The 18,051-nt window shown below is 64.4% G+C and carries 15 protein-coding genes; 4 read left to right on the forward strand and 11 right to left on the reverse strand.

The features are described 5' to 3' along the window. Positions 1-6: 6 nt before the first annotated feature. Genes IB236_RS21895 through IB236_RS21905 form a run of 3 tightly spaced genes read right to left on the reverse strand, consistent with a single transcriptional unit; the run spans position 7 to position 3,049 of the window. Entirely contained in the window at positions 7-1,197 is a 1,191-nt protein-coding gene (locus tag IB236_RS21895) for an ABC transporter substrate-binding protein (protein ID WP_192422213.1), read from the reverse strand. Continuing rightward, on the reverse strand, positions 1,194-2,210 hold the full coding sequence (locus IB236_RS21900) for a sulfotransferase family protein (RefSeq protein WP_192422214.1): 1,017 nt from the start codon (positions 2,208-2,210) through the stop codon (positions 1,194-1,196). Before IB236_RS21900 ends, IB236_RS21895 begins: the two co-directional genes overlap by 4 nt. After that, positions 2,198-3,049 (reverse strand): aspartyl/asparaginyl beta-hydroxylase domain-containing protein, encoded by an 852-nt coding sequence (locus IB236_RS21905; protein ID WP_056745954.1) that lies wholly within the window; start codon positions 3,047-3,049, stop codon positions 2,198-2,200. The genes IB236_RS21900 and IB236_RS21905 overlap by 13 nt, the downstream gene beginning before the upstream one ends. Positions 3,050-4,344: 1,295 nt before the next feature. Between IB236_RS21905 and IB236_RS21915 the strand changes: the two genes are divergently transcribed. Continuing rightward, positions 4,345-5,247: a LysR family transcriptional regulator gene (locus tag IB236_RS21915; RefSeq protein WP_192422215.1), complete on the forward strand. Its 903-nt coding sequence runs from the start codon at positions 4,345-4,347 to the stop codon at positions 5,245-5,247. A gap of 167 nt (positions 5,248-5,414) precedes the next feature. Here the strand turns inward: IB236_RS21915 and IB236_RS21920 are convergent, their stop codons facing one another. From IB236_RS21920 to IB236_RS21935, 4 genes are all read right to left on the reverse strand, one after another. Continuing rightward, the gene (locus tag IB236_RS21920; RefSeq protein ID WP_192422216.1) at positions 5,415-6,683 is read right to left on the reverse strand and encodes an SEL1-like repeat protein; all 1,269 of its coding nucleotides are present in this window, start codon (positions 6,681-6,683) and stop codon (positions 5,415-5,417) included. Between the two features lie 35 nt (positions 6,684-6,718). After that, on the reverse strand, positions 6,719-8,431 hold the full coding sequence (locus IB236_RS21925; RefSeq protein WP_192422231.1) for a DUF4384 domain-containing protein: 1,713 nt from the start codon (positions 8,429-8,431) through the stop codon (positions 6,719-6,721). A gap of 115 nt (positions 8,432-8,546) precedes the next feature. Beyond that, positions 8,547-8,975 carry a hypothetical protein gene (locus IB236_RS21930; RefSeq protein WP_192422217.1) on the reverse strand — a complete coding sequence of 143 codons (429 nt, stop codon included), beginning with the start codon at positions 8,973-8,975 and terminating at the stop codon, positions 8,547-8,549. 151 nt (positions 8,976-9,126) lie between these two features. Then, positions 9,127-9,600, reverse strand: a complete 474-nt coding sequence (locus IB236_RS21935; protein ID WP_056062488.1) for a hypothetical protein — start codon at positions 9,598-9,600, stop codon at positions 9,127-9,129. Between the two features lie 474 nt (positions 9,601-10,074). Between IB236_RS21935 and IB236_RS21940 the strand changes: the two genes are divergently transcribed. From IB236_RS21940 to IB236_RS21950, 3 genes are all read left to right on the forward strand, one after another. Beyond that, positions 10,075-10,893 carry a response regulator transcription factor gene (locus IB236_RS21940; RefSeq protein ID WP_121942993.1) on the forward strand — a complete coding sequence of 273 codons (819 nt, stop codon included), beginning with the start codon at positions 10,075-10,077 and terminating at the stop codon, positions 10,891-10,893. A gap of 94 nt (positions 10,894-10,987) precedes the next feature. Beyond that, positions 10,988-11,824, forward strand: coding sequence for a sensor histidine kinase (locus IB236_RS21945; protein ID WP_162245491.1), 837 nt, complete (start codon positions 10,988-10,990; stop codon positions 11,822-11,824). 187 nt (positions 11,825-12,011) lie between these two features. Continuing rightward, complete coding sequence (locus tag IB236_RS21950) at positions 12,012-12,593, forward strand: EF-hand domain-containing protein (protein WP_056745944.1); 582 nt, start codon at positions 12,012-12,014, stop codon at positions 12,591-12,593. Between the two features lie 74 nt (positions 12,594-12,667). Here the strand turns inward: IB236_RS21950 and IB236_RS21955 are convergent, their stop codons facing one another. The 4 genes from IB236_RS21955 to IB236_RS21970 all read right to left on the reverse strand — a co-directional run bounded on the left by IB236_RS21955 (position 12,668) and on the right by IB236_RS21970 (position 18,010). Next, positions 12,668-14,347, reverse strand: coding sequence for an ATP-binding protein (locus IB236_RS21955; RefSeq protein WP_192422218.1), 1,680 nt, complete (start codon positions 14,345-14,347; stop codon positions 12,668-12,670). A 288-nt stretch (positions 14,348-14,635) separates the two neighbouring features. Next, the gene (locus tag IB236_RS21960; protein WP_007856361.1) at positions 14,636-14,794 is read right to left on the reverse strand and encodes a DUF3309 family protein; all 159 of its coding nucleotides are present in this window, start codon (positions 14,792-14,794) and stop codon (positions 14,636-14,638) included. A gap of 230 nt (positions 14,795-15,024) precedes the next feature. Next, positions 15,025-16,668 (reverse strand): DHA2 family efflux MFS transporter permease subunit, encoded by a 1,644-nt coding sequence (locus tag IB236_RS21965; RefSeq protein ID WP_056062503.1) that lies wholly within the window; start codon positions 16,666-16,668, stop codon positions 15,025-15,027. A gap of 16 nt (positions 16,669-16,684) precedes the next feature. Further along, the gene (locus tag IB236_RS21970; protein WP_056062506.1) at positions 16,685-18,010 is read right to left on the reverse strand and encodes an HlyD family efflux transporter periplasmic adaptor subunit; all 1,326 of its coding nucleotides are present in this window, start codon (positions 18,008-18,010) and stop codon (positions 16,685-16,687) included. Positions 18,011-18,051: the final 41 nt, after the last annotated feature.

Raw genomic sequence — 18,051 nt, forward strand, 5'->3', positions numbered from 1 at the left:
TCCTTATCAAGTCAAAAAGTATCCCGTGACCCAGCCGCCAGGTGCAGCGCTGTGGGCGGTGAATTGAGGGTAGGCTTGGCGTCGCCGCCAAGCGTCGGTATTTTGTACAGAACCTTCCCACAGCGGACCGGCGCTGTCCACGGCAGTACTGGTCCACTGGCGTTCTCCGCGTGGGCCGGAAAGAGGGGCTTTACGCAGCGCAGCCCATAGCTCATGGACGCTTGACGTATCGGATGCTGCCGCGAGGGCCTTTCCTACGCTGGCACCTGCTTCCGCTCCCAGCAGCGCTGCTGCCGTCCACCCAAGGCCTGCCTGCGCGAAACGGGCCTTCCAGCCGGACTCTGCCACCTCGGCGGCAGGCCAGCTAGCGACGGTCCATGCATGGACCCCCTGTGTGTGTTCGGCCAGCCAGGGAAAGCCCGCCAACTCGGTGCGGAGAGACGTTGAATGGACCTGCCACCACTGGGTGAAGCGCTGCGCTTGCGGACCCGAGTAGAGTGCAACCACCACATCGGGCTGATGGGACACGATAGACCGCTTCAAATCCTCGAATTCAGAGGAGAGCCCTGGCAGGTTTGCAACATGGCGCCCCACGACGTTGCCGCCTAGTGCTTGCCAGCGGTTCTGGAAAGACTGCAGAAAGTCGAAGCCTGACTCATGCCGTCCCATGGACAAGAAGGCTCGCGGACCGCATTGCGCATACACCTTGTCGGCAATAGCGGATGCCATCGCGCATAGCTCCAGACTATGGCGAACCGTCAGCGAGTGGGCCTCGGCGGTCGAAACTATGTCCGCGCCCGTATCACTGATCCACAGAGGCACACCGGCTTTCCGGGTTGCTGGGGAAATTCTCTTTGCCAGCAAGGGTGGAATCCAGCCCATTACGGCGTCAATTTTGCTTTCCTGTAGCGCCGAGTTGATCACCTTGGCAGGCGCCGATGGTATGGGCCCAGCGGACAGCCAGTTCAATTCAAGCAAGGCGGTGGCGCCGGCCTGGGCCAGTCCGAGCTCCACGCCTTGGCGGTAGTCTTCGGCCAGCTGGGGCATTTTCTCGGAAGTAGGTGCTATGCCAAGTACGCGCCACCGGGGGCGCAGCCCACCAAGCGAGGACAGGGCGGCAGCCGAAGCCTGCACACTTGTGACTGCCGCTGCTCCACCCGTTGCCAGGAAATGTCGTCGATGCAGCGTTGCGATCATTGCAGCGCCTCCTCGGGCTTGATGGAGACATAGGTACGCAGTGGGTCGTGGAGCCTCTGGTAGTGAGGTGCGATCCATTGCGCAGCCAGGGACTGAAGGAGGTCGCTTGCCATGCTATGTTTTGTTTCTGTATCGGGGACAAAGACTTGGTGAGGGTGCTTGCCATGCCGCGACGCGCGTTCACACATTCTTGCGCGCTCCTCTGCCGAGACCTGCCAGCGCATATGGGGGAGTACCTGTGACTCGATGGCCTCGGGCAGTTGGGAGTGGTCGAGCAACAATGCGCGCGAAGGTGCGAACTCTCGGGCCATGGCTTCGTAAATGTTCCCAAGCACCCGGGCGCAATAAAGTTCAGGGGGCATGAGGGCCAATTCGTGGGGGCTGAGGCCATCTACACCGCAGCCTGCCATGCCGGGGATCAGGAAGAACGCACGTTCCCGCATCTGCGACACCAGCACCGACAGCGGTTCCCGGGTAAGGAATACCCAGGGGGCGTCCGGCCACGCTTTTGCAAAGAGCGGTGCCTTGTCTGTGTTCCACGCATCGAGCTTGATGCTCATGGATTGCAGCGGTGGGCTGTCGCTGTCGCAGCGTTGCGCCCAGGCACTGGTCCAAGCGCGCAGCGCGCGCACCACCTGTACTTCGTCAATCAGTCCGCTGGACAGTGCCTGCCGCACAAGGAAGTCCACGGGACCGGGCTCCGACAACTGGAGATGGTGTGCGCTTTCAGCGAGCGTTTGCGTGATGAGCGTGGAGCCGCAGCGCGAGACGTGGAAGATGACTAGAGATGGATCAAGGCCTGGTGATTGCTCATGCCAGGCCAGCAGGTCGCTGAGCGGCGTCTGGCGCCGGAACGCCAGATGGAAAGGGCGCAGCATATGACTCTGGATGCCATGCTGGAAGAAGGGCTCGCGCAGTGGTTCATCGAGCAGGCGGATCCAGTCCACCATCACCTGGCCTTTGGCGATGTAAAAGCGGATAGGGCGCCAGCCGCTGAAGTTCACAGAATCCATTGTTCCACCCACGCGCGGCGCCCGGCCTTCATGGCCGACTCCACATCTGATGCGTCAAATTGAAAGCCTGCGTCCTGCCCCATACGCACCGATTCCTGCACGAACTCGGCAGAGTTGGTGATGGCGCTGAGCCTTGTGGAACGCTCTGCATCCGCCCCCACGAAGTCGCGAAACCGGATGAATTGGCTCCACGGGTCGCTGGGGTCGGACAAAGGCTCGCCGCCATCGCTGGCGCGGAAGGCCTCGAACAGACGCATGTCCACCGAGGCGTCCGCCACCAGGTGCACCCGGTTTTGGCTGCCACGGTTGCGAACACGGTGCGGCAGCGATACATCCACATACCAGCACTCGCCAGCTCGCAGCGGAATGCGTTCACCATCGACATGGAAGAACACCTGCTCGCCGGTTTGCAGCGGCACGTGCAGGCGGGCTTCACCGCGCGCAGCACACACACCCGCATCGATATGCTCCTTGATTTCGCAGCCGGGCAGCAATTGCATGAGCCGTACGGATTTCCAGGGCAATGCCATGGTTTCCAGCATCGCGCGCAGCGAAGGGCATTGTTCCAAAGCCGGCGTGTCGGCATAGCCCGATGCTGGCACATCAATGGGAACGACATCGATGGGAGCCTCGGGCGCGGAACGCAGTGCAAGTGCCTGCCAACCTCCGTCATGGCGGCCTTCATTGAAATGGGTACGCCAGAGGGAAGCTGGCAGGGCATTCACCTCGGCCAGGGCTGTGGCCGCGTCAAAACGCCAAGGCAACCTGGCGGTCCGCATGCCCTGCACCATCAGGCCATGGGGTTGCAGGTCGGCAAGCGACGAGTCCTGATACGTCATTGCGCGCAGATGGCGTAAGAACTGCAGGCTGTGGTCAACGAGGGTACGCGGTAGGAGTTGAGGAGTCGAACCGACCAGCCCTGGACTCCGGCCGCACAAGCACCGCCCTCGACGGGGCGGTTGGCCGCCACATACACAGCGTCAGCGTCAATTCCGGCAGCGCCGCTTGCGCCCTCGTACCCGCCGCCGACGACTTTTTCACCCACGTTGCAGCAGGAGGTCACTGCGCAGCTGTCTGCCGACCCACTGCCACTTGCAGTTCGAATATTGATGGCAATGGAGTTACTCCCCGCTGGACCTTGGGGGCCTGTCGCGCCTGTAGCTCCGGCAGGACCGGCGGCGCCCGTGGCTCCGGTAGCGCCAGTCAGGCCCGCTACGCCTTGTGCACCAGGGGTTCCTGCTGGTCCGGTAGCACCTGTTGCACCGGCGGATCCAGTGGCCCCAGACGGGCCGGTGGCACCCGTTGCACCCGTCAGGCCGGCTGGACCCGTCGCGCCGGTGGCACCCGTAGCTCCCGTGAGACCTGCCGGGCCTGTGGCACCAGTAGCACCCGTTGCGCCTGTTGTTACTCCGGGGGCGCACTGGCCTAGGCGCCCCGTAGGCCCGTCAAAACACAGCACGCTGGCATTGTTGTTGGCCGTGCCTGACAGACTGGGAACCCTCACTTCGCCGGAGTCTTGCACACGCAGGCGCTCGGTATTGGCGGGTCCCTTGACCACGAATCCGCCGCCGGGAGGCGGTGTGATGCTCACGTCCGCTGCGTGGACGGAAAAAGTTGCCAATGCCAGGCAGGCTTGACCGGCCCACAGCGATTTGTAACGAAAAGTGGTGCGTTTCATAAAGGTCAGGGACTAAGGATGCGGATGGACAACGCAAGCCGGCGCAGGGCCTGCGGCGCAAAAAAAGGGAGGCAGTGTGCCAGTGCCTGTGGCCATGGCTAAGTGCGGCAGGTGACTTGCCCTGCGTGTGGCATGTGCATGCCAGCGGACAGCCTCTGGGGCTGCACAAATGTCTTCATTTTTCCTCCCTCGCACTTGACTATTGCTGGCAACCGCTGCGGGTGCCTTGGCCCAATGGGCTCTGGTTATTGCTCGCTGTTCCATTGTTGCGAGCTTCGGCGCGAGCGCAGTGTGCAATAGAAAATATGCGGTGTAAATTATTTTTGTGCGATTTATCTCCCGATGCCCTTGGGCCGTCGCCGGGTTGCGTCTTTGGTCGGCTTTTTTGACCGGTCGTGCGAGTGCACCAGCGCTTGATTTCCGGGTTGTCTCGGCCCGGGGCGCCACAATCCGGATATGGATTGGGATCATTTCCGTTATTTTCTGGAGTTGGCGCGCGCAGGCACGCTTGCGGGCGCCGCGCGCCGCCTAGGTGTGGAGCACACCACGGTGTCGCGTCGCTTGCAGGCGCTGGAGAACCAGATGGGCTCGGCCCTTTTTTCCCGTGAGCCAGGAGGGCATCGGCTGACAGAGGCCGGCCGGCAGCTGATGCCTCAGGTGGAGGCGATGGAGGCCGCTTTTCTTGTGGTTGAAAGTGCCGCTCCCGGTGTACACCAGGGTCTGCATGGATTGGTGCGTATCGGCACCACTGAAGGTTTTGGCAACCTGATCCTAGCGCCCCAACTGGCACAGTTCGCGTCGGAACACCCCGGTTTGGTGGTGGACCTGCTGGCGCTGCCGCGCCTGGTGCACCTGTCGCGCCGCGAGGCCGACATCGTCATCTCGCTGGAGCGCCCGGCGCGTGGCGCGGTGGTGGTCGTGAAGCTGACCGACTACGTGCTGCAACTGTATGGAGCGCGCAGCTACCTGCAGCGCCATGCCCCCATCCACACGCCGGACGACCTGCGGGGCCACACCTTCATCAGCTACGTGGACGACCTGCTGTTCAGCAAGGAACTGCAAATCCTGGACGAACTGCACCGCCCCGCGCATTTCGCGCTGCGCAGCACGAGCATCCTGGCCCAGTACGAAGCCGCCCGCGTGGGGGCCGGGCTGGCTGTGCTGCCCGCCTTTGTGGCAGCGCAAGACCCGTCGCTGGTACCCGTGCTGCCGGGTGTGGCACGCTTTCAGCGCACCTTCTGGATGTCCATGCCCGGTGACAACAAGCACGTGGCCCGTATGCAGGCCACGTGGGCGTTTTTGCGGGAGGCGGTGGCGGCTCAGCAGGGGTTGTTGTTGCCTGCGGTAGTTGCTACTTAATTGATAGCTGATAAGTCAATTTCGACTAGCACTACAAGCCCGTTGGATTCCATTTCCTGATTTTTGGGGCGCTACCTGTGCGGCTGGAGTTCATGGCCCAGCACAGGTTTCGAGGGTGCTCGTGTCGGGGCGGGTATTGGGTGTTTGTCCCCAGCTTTTGGGCCGACCTATCGACGCAACACTTGCCCCGGCGTCCGCCACTGCAGCGGTACCAGGTCATACAGCGGGCTGGGCTCGCGCTGCCAGCCGCTGGTGGGTGCTGCGGTGGTCGTGCCGGTGGACAAGCCGTTGGTGCCGATGTGAAGACCGGCGAGCTGCTGCATCCACGCGACGTCGATGGCGCCGCCTTGCAAGGGTCTGGAGAAGATCAGCTCCAGCATCTTGCGGCCCTGTGGGTCGCCGCTGCTGGCTGCTACCTGGTACAGGCGCACGGCCTCGGTGTAGTTGGCAGGTACGCCGTCGCCGCGGTGGTAGCGCTGGGCCTCCGCGTACCAATCTGCAGCGCTGTAGCGGGCTGATCGGGTGTGGGCGTTGGGACCGCTCTGGATGCGGCGGGCCAGAAGGCGGGCGTTGGCGGCGGCGGCCTCGGATTTTGCAGACGCTGATTGAAACTGGACCATCGCCTGTTCGAGATCGCCGCTGGCGATGAACTCCAGCCCCAGTTCGTTGCCGGCCTGCGCGTTGCCGGCCCGTACAGCTTGCGTCAACAGTTTTTGAAGCGATGGGCTGGTCGTCGCTGGGGCCGCTGAGCCGGGATATCGGTCTGGTGAGGGCAAACGGGGCTCGGCCAATGGAGCCAATGCCTTGGCCGCATGCCATTCGAGGTATTTGGCAAGCCCCGGATCAGAACGGCCCACCAGCGCAATCCAGTGCATGGCGGTTGAAGGATTGGGTGCTGCCACGCACCCGCTGAGCTGGCACCACGCAAGGCCCGCAGGAGCCAGGGGGTGGCTGAGCATTTGCGCACGTTCAAACCAGTGCTGGGCCTGCGCCGGGTCAGCGGGCATGGCCAGGCCATGCAACGCCAGCAATCCCAACAGCCACGCCGCATCGGCAGGCGTCAGGTCGCCCGTTGATCGCGTTGTAGGGGCAGGGGGGGCGCGCGGCTTGCGCGTCGGCACCCCATCGCGTTGCGCGGCGCTGCGAAGTTTTTCCAACATCTTCTCCTGCATGGGGTCGTCAGACCCGGGCACTTGGGGGGACGCGGCGTTCAGGCTGGCGCGATCGATGTCGGTGATTTCCGCGGGCGTGGGCAGCGCCCGCACCGATGCCAGCGCAGGTGCTGCAGTCACCACCGCCATTACCAGGCACGCTGCAGCCCAGACCTGCGCCACGGCGCCATGGGTTGCGCGCCACATGCCCTGCGGTGCATGCAGCGCACCCATGGTGGAATGCGTGGTCGCCGTGGTCGCCGTGGTCGCTGGGGTGGTGGTCATCGCGTTCGCCTGCGCAGTGCTTTTCCGACGGTGTTTCACTTGCGCGGGGCGGGTTGTGCAGGCGCACTGGCTGCGGCGGGCAGGGCCCGGCGTGGAATGACTTGCCAGTACACGGCATTGCCGGTGTAGCCATCGGTGCCCCAGGCGGTGGCGAAGGCTTCGTTCAAGCGCTCCAGCGCCCGGTAGTTCGGGATGGGCTTGAGCGGCGGTCCGCGCAGCGCCTCGGGCAAACGGGGCGTGCTGTCCTCGTCGGTGGCAAAGCAGGCCACACCTTCGGTGCCGGGGCTGGCTGCGTCCATGATGAAGCCGGGGTTGGGGCTCATCCAGTCGGGGATGCGTATGGCCTGGTTGGCAGACACCCAGCCGGTGGTGTTGGCCTGGTTGGGCAGCAGGCGGATGACTGTGCCGGTGGCATCGGCCAGAAAACACTGCAGGTAGGAGGCGCGCGACACGGTGGCCGACAGGAAGACTTGTTCCCCCACCTCGAATGCGGTGCGCTCCAGCAGCACGTTCTCGATCTGCAGATCGATGCTGCGCGCAGGCGGTGGGTCTCCGTACTTGGCCGCCCCCGGATTGCTGCTCACCACATGGATTGCCGTATTGGGAGTGGCAGGACTGGCGGCGATGTGCGGCACAGGCTCTGCGTGCATGCTAGCCCAGCCAATGCGGGCCAGGGTGCCGTCTGCGGACAGCCCGACAAAGTGGCGCAGCGCCCGTTCGTAGGTCGCAAAGTCCACCACGCCCGTCACCACCATGCCGTTGTCCGCCTGAAAGCGCGCCAGGGCTTTGCGCAGCGCCGGGTCGTTGTCCGGCAGGGGTTGCGCGACGGGTGCGAGGTAGCCCCGGCTGACCAGCGAGCGTGTGATGAGCTGGGTGCGCACGGCGGGCGAGCCTTCGTCAAACCAGTCGCGCAGTTGCCGCTGAAAGTCGGGGTGGTTTTGCTCCAGCGTCAGGCATTGCCAGTAAGGCACCCGGGCCCATTTGCCAATGAGTTCGATGGTGGCCAGGTCCACCAGTGTTCGCACTGCACTGCCAGAACCCTGGGTGTAGTCACGCCCCACGTTGAACTGAACGCCATAAGTGCCGATGCGCCCGGCCAGGTCCACGCCCTGTCCGCCGTTGCCAATGATGACTTCGTTGGCGGAGTCCAGGCCGGGAATCAGCGTGCGGGTGCGAAAGTCGCCCAGGTGCATCTCCAGGCCGATGATGGTGGCGTTGCGGCTCTGGCTGTAGCCCATGTCGATGCGGGGGCCGGAGAGCCCGGTGTCAAACCGGTTGTTGATCACGTTCTGGTCCACGAACGAGATGGCGCCCGACAGGTACAGCGCGGGCCGCTGCAGCTGCATCTGGTTGTTGTTGAGCAGGATGGTGGTGAGGTTCTGCACCGTGTCCTGGCGCGCGATGTCCACTTCGTAGTCCACAAAGCGGAAGGCATTGCTCAGGCGCGACATCTGGGACAGGGCCGTGATCACCATGTCTTTGGTGGCCACGGTGACGCGGGTGGAGTAGTCGGGAATCTGCTTGCTCGTGATCAGTGTGGTGGGCAGCTGTGCATCGCGCAGCATGTGGTCCATGCACATCAGCGAGTCGGAGAAGCTGGAGATGGAGCGTGTGGGTCGCACCACGGGGCGGTCGGTGATGGAAGCCAGGCTCTGAAAGGCCTGGTCCTTGCGCGGGTCCCTGGGCGTGGCACAGCCAGCCAGTCCCAGCCCGACGACAAACCAAAGCGCTCCATGGATCGCGCGCATCACAGGGTGTGGGGAGCGTGGGCGCTGGGGGCGAGAGCATGCAGGCATGGCGGGGCTCGGCGGGGTGGGCGGCATGTTCTCTCTCCTGGCGGCCGGGCGCATGGCGCCTGGCCTGTTATTTGCAAATATTGACGAGATCGCCGCGCAGCACCACCACCTGCGGGGCCTGGTTGGGACCGTACTTGGCCGATCCCGTGGTGTTGGCAGACACGGTGTTGCTGCCCACCTCCTGGACGCAGGTCTTTTGCATGCCCTGTGCATTGGCAGTGGTGACCACGTCGTTGTTGGTCAGCACGCCGGTGGTGTCGTCTGAGAAAGCCTTGGCTTCGTAGCGGGCGATGCGGGCGCGTAGCCACGATGGCATGGTGTTGCTGCCGTCCAGTCCCGTCGAGGCTGCCACTGGCCCTGTGGGCTGCATCTGGACCGAGAGCTTCTTGGTCAGGATGACCGGATCTTCCCCGGGAGCCTGCGCCCACGCGGGGCCTGGCAGCAGGCCGCAGACCGTGAGCAAAGCTGTGCATGGCGCCAGAAAACGTGTGTTCATGGAACACCTCCTATGGTGAGAATGAGGGGCCCACCCGCGCTGCTGTTTGCAGCCTTGCCGGTGTGCCCCTGGCACGAACTCATCCGGGCACTGATGTGCTGCCGGAATCAGACCCTCGCAGGTCTATTCACCAGCCGAGCTGGTGCCGATCTCAGTAGGGCCAGCCGGCGGGCTTGGTGGGCTGGCAGGTGAAGCAGGCGTTGTTGGAGGCGATGTTTTGCACCGCCTTGCTGTTGCTGCCGCTGGAGAGGTTATTGACCGACGAGTTGATCATCGAGGTGAATTGGCTGGAGTTGCCAATGATGGTGACTTCGCCCACGTTGGATGACAGGTTCTGGCTGGCGTAGGCTTCGCTGCCGCTGGCGGTGTTGGTCAGATTGCCGCCAAAGCCCGTTACCGTCTGGGTCGAATTGCCACTGATGGTGACGTTGCCGGTGTTGGAGGCCAGGTTCTGGAAAGCTTCGCTCTTCGAGCCCGTCGAGTTGTTGTTGACGGACACCGACGTCAGGGATACCGACTGCGTGGAATTGCCGGTGATGGTGATGTCCGGAGTGGAAGGGACCGGACCGGTGGCCATGGCGGCGGAGGCGATGACGCTGAGCGTGATGAAAGCAAGGGTTTTCATGACAGATCCTTCAAGGATGACTTCTACACTGGCTGCAACCGCAGCGAACCTGCGGTGCAGAGGGGGTTGGACGGCGCTTTCAGGCCTGGTTTTTTGAGAACCGGTGGCCGTTAGGCGCTGTCGGAGTTCAGTGTGCGAGCCGATGCGATTCGTGCGAATACGCCGGGCGGGCTACCTCATACAGCGGAGCGGTTCAACCCTTGGACCCGCGCAAAGCCTTTGCCAGCGCGGCTTGGCCGCCCGCACCACATGAGATCGGCCGAAGAAAGTCAGGTAGTAACCAATTGCTACTTGGGCAACATTGCCAAATATATTTGGACCTTGAAATTTATTTGGCGCACTGTGTGCGTTGCCGTACAGAGGGGCATGAGTGCGTTGGAGAACATGCATGTGAACGCAAGAGTTGCATACAGATGCGTCAACTGAAAGACCCAGTCCATCGGGGCCCACCACCACGTCCGCAGGAGTTCACCCATGAGCAGCAGTTGGCAGGTCGATACACCATCGCAAACGTTGACGTCTTCAGCGTTGCTTTCAAAGCAGAGTGCGCGCGACCTTGCATCGCTTCCCTCGGGCCGGTTTGAAACCTATTCCAATCCGCCATCGGTCTGGCCCGCCTTCCTCACTGGGCAGGAGGCCAACCCGGTGCGGGTCTTGCTGGTGGACGACGATCCGCACATCCGCCTGGTGATTGCACAGGAGCTCATGGCCGATGCCCGCACGTTGCTGGTGGCGCAGGCGGGCAGTGTCCGCGAGGGGCGCAAGGCCATCAAGAATCACGATTTTGATGTGCTCCTGGTGGACCTGAACCTGGGCGACGGTGACGCCTTTGACCTGTTGAATTACGTGAAGCCTGTGCGCCCATCGGCCCAAACGGTCGTGATCTCGGTCATGGAAAACGACGAGCAGGTCCTGCGGGCCTTTGAACTGGGGGCTACGGGGTATGTGGGCAAGAACTCGTGGTTCGGCAACTATTCGCAAGCCGTTTTGCAGGTGGCCAATGGTGGCGCCTCCATCACCCCCAACCTGGCGCGGCGGTTGCTGCAGCGGTTTGACCGCACCCACTCGGCCGAAAACAAGCGACGGCAGCCCGACGAGGCAGATCGGCTGTCCACACGGGAAAAGGAAATCCTGCGCATGGTGGCCAGCGGCTACACCAGCGTCGAGGTGGGGGCGCGCCTGCTCATCAGCAGCATGACGGTCAACACCCACTTGCGCAACATCTACCGCAAGTTGCAGGTGCGCACCCGTGCCCAGGCGGTGCGCTTCGCCTCGCTGCGGGGGCTCTTTTGACGGAGTGATGCAGGTGGCTGCCGCGTGTGTGGGTTGTGCGGTCACCAGGTGTGCTCTCGGTTGCCCACGCCACCTAGAAAGCCAGGATTGAGCGGTGTTTCGCACACGTCCCCCGTTGTTCGCCATCGCTTGCATGTGCATGTGGCTGCTGCAATGGGCGCTCCTTGCGACGGCGTTTTATGGCTATGACGAGGAGAGGCCGTCGGATCGGCAATGGTGGGAGCTGGCCGCCCTGGTGATCTCGGTGGGCCTGGGGGCCCTGCTGCTGGTGCAACTGCCGCGGGCCCTGCAGTGGCGCCCCCGGCTGCGGCTGCGCGCCAGTGCTGAGGTGACGGCAGAGCGGCGGCGCATTGCGCAGGATTTGCATGACAACTTGGGCGCACAACTGGTCTTTGCCATGGCGCTGCTGGAGACCGAGCCGCCCGCAGTGCGTGAACTCCGTTCGCTGCTCGACAAGTGCATGCTGGACCTGCGACTCGTGGTGGACTCCATGGATGCGGCGGACGAGCCATTTGCTGACCGCCTGGCCCGGCTCCGGCACCGCATCCAGCCCGTGCTTGATCGGCGTGGCATTCGCATGGTGTGGGATGTGCAAATTCCGCCGTTGTCCAGTTTTCCGTATGCCGACAGTGCCATGCACCTGGTTGCCATTGTTCAGGAGGCCTTGAGCAACGTGTTGCAGCATTCGGGCGCCACCGAGGTCTCGGTGGGTGTGCGTTACCGTGCGGGTGCCGAGTCCTGGTGTGCCGAGGTCAGCGACAACGGGCGCGGCATGCTGCTTCACGCTGGCGAAGGCAGCCCACTGGGAGGCCATGGGGTGGCAGGCATGAACCACCGCGCCCAGATGGCGGGCGGTGACTTGCTGGTGCTGCAGCGTCCGGGTGGGGGCACCTGCATTCGGGTGGTGATGCCGGGCAGAGGGAGTGCCTAGGATCGCGTGCGACTGCCGGGCTCGCAGCCTCCAGCCCGCTGTCCATTCGCAAAACTGGCGTGAAAACTGTTGGCTTATTCGCCCACCGTACGGGCTGCTGCCCGCTACCCTTGGTGCATCTGGGCGATGCGGTGACTTGCGGACAGGTCAAAGGTACCGGGCTGTCGCCACACAGGAGTTCATGGCGATGTCCCCTCTCATTTCCGGCCTCGCATCGGTGGCGTCGATGATTTTCAATGCCGCCTCCAGTGGCGCGGGCAAGGCGTCCGCGCGGCGTGGGGGTGAGGCGGCGTCGCCCGAGCCCTCGGCCGTGGTCACGCTGAGCCCCGAGGCGCAGACGCTGGCGGGAATGGCCGGGCAGGGCGCTCTGGCGACCCAGGGCCAGCCTTCTGGCGCGGGGATGGCCGTGGGGCGTTCGTCCGGTCAGGCCACTGCGGCATTGCCCGGTGGCCGTGCGGCAGGGGCCGTGTCCAAGGACGATTTCCAGGCGTTGCTGACCCGGTTTGGTGCCACCGAAGATCAGAAGCAGCAGCTCACGGCGGGCTTTGACGCGGACAAGGATGGTGTCATCACCCACGATGAATTCCTCAAGGGGCTGGCCCGCACCAAAGGCCAGCAGGCGGGCAGCGATCCGTTTGCGCAAGCCGTGCTGCAGGTGATGGACCGTGCGGGTAACGCCGATGGCACCGTGGCCAAGGACGAGTTTGCAGCGCTGACTTCGGCGTTTGCTCTGGCAGAGTGGCGTGCGCCCTCGACACGGACTGCCTGAACAGCCTGAACCGTGAGGGTGCACCGGTACCTGCCACCTGTGCTGTGAGCACGCGTGTTGGGGCTGGAGCTGTATCAGGTGACCTTGGGCAGCGGCAGCGACACCCAAAAGCTGCTGCCCTTGCCCGGTTCGCTCTCCACCCCCAGGCTGCCCCCCATGCCCTCGACGAGGCGTTTGCACAGCGCCAACCCCAGTCCCGCACCCTCAAAGCCGCGCGTGGATGACCCGTCGACCTGTTCGAACAACGTGAAGATGCGGTGCTGGTCACCGGCCGCAATGCCAATACCCTCGTCCGTCACGCGCAGCCGCCACACCGTCGCATCAGGGGTGTCCTGCTCGGTCTCCAGGGTCAGCTGGATGTGACCCGAGAGGCTGAATTTCACGGCGTTGTCCAGCAGGTGGACCAGCACCTGCTGAATACGGTCTGCGTCCCCCACGTGGCTGGCGTCGGTGCCCACGCCATCGAGGGCCAGGAAGATCTGCAAGCCTTTTTGGCGCGCCTGCGGCTCCAGCAGTTGCACCGCATCTGCGGCCAGCTCTGGGACCGATAGCGGCGCAAACTGGAACGCTACCTGGCGTGTTTCCAGCGCAGCCAGATCGATCAGGTCGTTGAGCATGCGCATGAGGCCTTTGGCCGCATCCATCACGTTGTTCAGCACGGGCTTCAGTCGCTCATCCTGCGAGCGGTTGCGCACCAGTTCGGTCATCCCCAGGATCAGTGTCATGGGGGTACGCAACTCGTGCCCAATGTTGGCGAGAAAGATGCTCTTGGTGCGCAGGGCAGCCTCTGCGGCTTCCTTGGCGACGGACAACGCTGCGGTGCGCTCCTTGACCCGAGCCTCCAGGTGCTGCCGCTCTGCCTGCAAGGCGCGCTCCAGCTCCCGCCGCCCCGTCACGTCCCGGCCAATGCTGTGGTATCCGGCTGGCTGGCCCCGGGCATCGCGGTACAGGCGGCTGGACATCTCAAACCACCGCACGCCGCCATTGGCACAGCGCATTGGCAGCGTCAACAGCGGCTGCCGGTCACGCACCGCCTCGCGCAGTGCCTCAGCGCCCTCAGGTGTCAGTGTCTTGTAGATCGAGCGGCCGATGACCTCGTGCGCGGGGACGCCGCGCGCCCGCTCGTCAGAGGGGCTCACATACGCCACCGTCATGTCGGGGTTGATCCGCCAGATCACCTCTTCCGCGCCTTCCGTGAGCAGCGTGAACTGTTGATCCCGCTCGGACAGGTGCTGGTACATGCGCAGCGCCTCTCCCACAAACAGGTAAAAGCACACGCTGCTGAGCACCAGTGCCAGCGTGAAGGTGATGAGTGCGTGCGGCGAATACGGCAGCCTTTGCAGGCCACTGCTGCCCAGCATCAGCGCCACCGTCACCAGGGTGTAGCCAATGCCTGCTGCGCGCCCCAGCAACAGGTAGGCCGCACCCACGCCAATCAAGAACCATACGGCGCGCAACTCGTGCCCCAGCGGCTGCCAGAGCGCATAGGTGAACAGCGCCAGCCCGGCGATGGTTTGAACGAGCGCCACCGACACATACACCTGGGGCCGACAGCGCAGCGCCCCCCACAGCGCCATCATCAGCAAGGTGCCAGCCCCGATGGCCAGGCTCCATGTGCCCGGCGTGGGAATCACCCCCCATGCCCCCACCCCCAGCAACAGAAGCCCCAGCGCGATGTTGGCCAGCAACATGCTCTGAAGCAGGCGGACCTGAAACTGCCGCATGTTGCCGACGGTGGAGATGGGGAGAGGCATGGGCGCTGGGCGCGTAGGTAGTCAAACAGAGGTATCGTTTGTATCAAATAAATTATAAAAATGCAATTAATATCAATTTGATTGTATTTTTGGGCGCGAATTGATCATTTGATTGGGTTGTGTCTGCCGCCGGCTGGCTTGTTTGCCAGTTGTGCCGGCGAGCCATCCACAACGCGGCGCCCAAAACAAAGGGCCCTCGAAAGGGCCCTGGGTGAGTGCTCCGTAGCGGACGGGGCGCGAACAGTGTTGCCTCGCGCCCCACACCTGCGTGGAAGGTTCAACAACCGGTCATATCCGGCCCATCAGCAGCAGGATCACCAGGATCAGCACCACCAGGCCAATCCCGCCGCTGGGTCCGTAGCCCCATGAGCGGCTGTGGCCCCAGGTGGGCAGGGCGCCGACCAGGATGAGGATCAGAACGATCAGAAGAATCAGCGAGAGTGACATGGCAGTTCCTTGTTGGAGTGGTTTGCGGTGAGTGCATTGTTGGGTGCACCCCGCGAACTGCCCGCAGGTGCCGCGCCCGCCACTGGGTCAGGGATTTCCGACACCCACTGTGGGATGCGCGGGTTGTGCCCGGACGAGACCCCGCAGATTCATATCAAAAATGATAGCTGCAGGCGCATGTTTGACTAGCACTTGCAGCTGTTTTCTCTCCCAACCTGTGCCGAAGCCTCTCAGTGGGCCCCCGCTGCGTCTGCCGCGCCCGCGCCGCCGCTGCGCGCAGGGCGCTTGGTCAGCCAGATCAGCCCGATCAACAGCAGGAACAAGCCGGCCGAGCCCAAAAAGATGTCGTTGGCCGCGCGGGTGAACGCCTGCTGGTCGATCAGCCGGTTGATCTGCGCCAGCGCCTGCATCTGCGTGAGGCCCGAGGCCACCAGGCCGTCCAGCGTCTGCGCGAACACCCCCTGGCCTTGCACCAGACCTTCGGTCAGGTGCGCGTGGTGCATGGCGGCGCGGCTCTCCCACAGCGTGGTGGCAATCGACGTGCCCATGGCACCGGCGGTGATGCGCACAAAGTTCGACAAACCTGCTGCCGCCGGGATGCGGTCTGGTGACACACCCGCCAGCGTCAGCGTGGTGAGCGGGATGAAGAAGAACGCCATGGCCGCGCCCTGCAACAGCGTGGGGATCAGGATGTGGATGAAGTCCGTCTGCACCGTGAACTGCGAACGCATCCACAGCACCGTGCTGAACACGATGAACGCACCCGTGGCCATGCGGCGCGGGTCCCACTGGCCGACCTTTTTGCCCACCAGCGGCGTGAGCAGGATGGCGAACACGCCCACCGGCGCCAGCGCCATGCCGGCCGAGGTGGCCGTGTAGCCCATCCACTGCTGCAGCCACAGTGGCAGCAGCACCACGTTGCCGAAGAACAGCGCATAGGCCACCGACAGCGCCAGCGCACCAAAGGTGAAGTTGCGGCCCTTGAAGAGCTTCAGGTCCACCACCGGGTGCTTTTCGGTCAGCTCCCACACCAGAAAGACAGCAAACGCCACCACCGCAACCACGGCCATGGTGATGATCTCGCCCGAGGCAAACCAGTCCAGCTCCTTGCCCTTGTCTAGCATGAGCTGCAGCGCGCCCACCCACAACACCAGCAGGCTGAGGCCCACGGTGTCAATCGGCAGCTTGCGGATGGGGGTCTCGCGCTTGCGGTAGATGCCCCAGGTCAGCACTCCGGCCAGCAGGCCCACCGGCACGTTGATGTAGAAGATCCACGGCCACGAGATGTTGTCCGTGATCCACCCGCCCAGGAGCGGCCCCACCACCGGCGCGACCAGCGTGGTCACGCCCCACAGGGCCAGGGCAGTGCCCGCCAGAGCGCGCGGGTAGCTTGCCAGCAGCAGCGTCTGGCTCAGCGGAATCATCGGCCCGGCCACCAGGCCCTGCAGCACGCGGAAGAAGACCAGCATCTCCAGCGACGACGCAAAGCCGCACAGCCAGGAGGTCAGCACGAACAGCAGCACGCTCATGGTGAACAGCCGCACCGCGCCAAAGCGCTGGGTGAGCCAGCCGGTGAGCGGCACCGAGATCGCATTGGCCACACCAAAGCTGGTGATGACCCAGGTGCCCTGGCCGGGGCTCACGCCCAGGTCGCCGGCAATGGCCGGGATGGAAACGTTGGCGATGGACGAGTCCAGCACGTTCATGAACGTGGCCAGCGACAGCGACAGTGTGCCCAGCAACAGGGCGGTGCCCTGCAGCGGAGGATAGGCAGCAGGCGGCCCGGGGGGGGCTGCTGGTGGCGACACCGCAGCAGGCGCCGCCGGAGCGGGGGCCTGGCCTGCGGTGTCTGCAGTGGGGTTGGCGGCAGTCATGCTCGGTCAACCCCGCTTACTGCACCACCGGGGACTGCACAGCGGGCTGCGCCGGGGCCGATGCATGCTTTTGCGCCTGCACTGCGGGCTGGCTGCTCACCTTGGGCGACGCCACGGCCACGGCGGCCTTGCCATTGCGGCCCAGGTTGGCGGCGATGATGTGCGCCACTTCGTCGTCGGCGGCCTTGAATTGCTCGTCAAACACAGCGGTGGCGGCCACGGGCGTGGTGCGCTGGGTGTCGGCCAGCGTCTTGCCGCTCTGGTCGGCGGTGTCCACCTTGACTTCCATCGACAGGCCCACGCGCAGCGGGTGCTCTGCCACTTCCTTGGGGTCGAGCGCAATGCGCACGGGCACGCGCTGCACCACCTTGATCCAGTTGCCCGTGGCGTTCTGTGCGGGCAGCAGCGCAAAGGCAGCGCCAGTGCCTGCGCCCAGCCCTGTCACCGTGCCGTGGTACGTGACCTTGGTGCCGTACACGTCGGCTTCCAGTTCGGCGGTCTGGCCGATGCGCAGGGTCTTGAGCTGGCTTTCCTTGAAGTTCGCGTCCACCCACAGGTCGTTCAGCGGCACCAGCGTCATCAGCGGGGCGCCGGCCTGCACACGCTGGCCCACTTGCACGCCGCGCTTGGCCACGTGGCCGTCCAGCGGGGCGACCAGCTGGGCACGCTGCACGGCCAGGTAGGCCTCGCGCACGCGGGCCGAGGCACGCTGCACATTGGGGTGCTGCTCGACCGAGGTGCCTTCGGTCTGCGTCTGGCTGGCGGCCAGTTGTTCTTGTGCGGCCAGTACGGCCGACTGGGCGGCGGCCACGATGCTCTTGGCGGCGGCCAGCTGAGCGGTGGCGTGCTGGAACTCTTCTTTGCCCACGGCACCGCTGGCCATCAGCGGGGTGCGGCGGTTCACGTCGTCCTGGGCGCGGGCAGCATCGGCCTGGGCACGGGCCAGGTCGGCGCTGCGCAGGCTGACCTGGGCCTTGAGCGTGGAGTTGTTGGCATACAGGGTGCGCACTTCGCGCACCGTCTGGGCGAGCTGGGCCTCGGCCTGCTCCAGCGCCACGCGGGCGTCGGCAGGGTCGAGCTTGACCAGCAACTGGCCGGCCTTCACGTAGTCGGTGTCGTCAGCGCCGATGGACACCACCGTGCCGCCGATCTGTGGCGTGATCTGCACCACGTTGCCTGCCACGTAGGCGTTGTCGGTGGTCTCCACATGGCGGCCATTGGCCCAGTGCCAGCCGCCCCAGCCGATGGCCACCAGCGCAACGGCTGCGGCGATGAGGGTGAGGCCGCGGCGGCGGGCGGTGTTGGCTTCGTTGGCGGTGAGGGGTTCGCTGTTGGCGGTCATGGCTGTGGTCTTTCAGGAATGTGTTGTTATGTGTTTTTGAA

Source organism: Acidovorax sp. ACV02, from assembly GCF_014851475.1.
In the GTDB taxonomy this organism is placed as follows: Bacteria; Pseudomonadota; Gammaproteobacteria; order Burkholderiales; family Burkholderiaceae_C; genus Acidovorax; species Acidovorax delafieldii.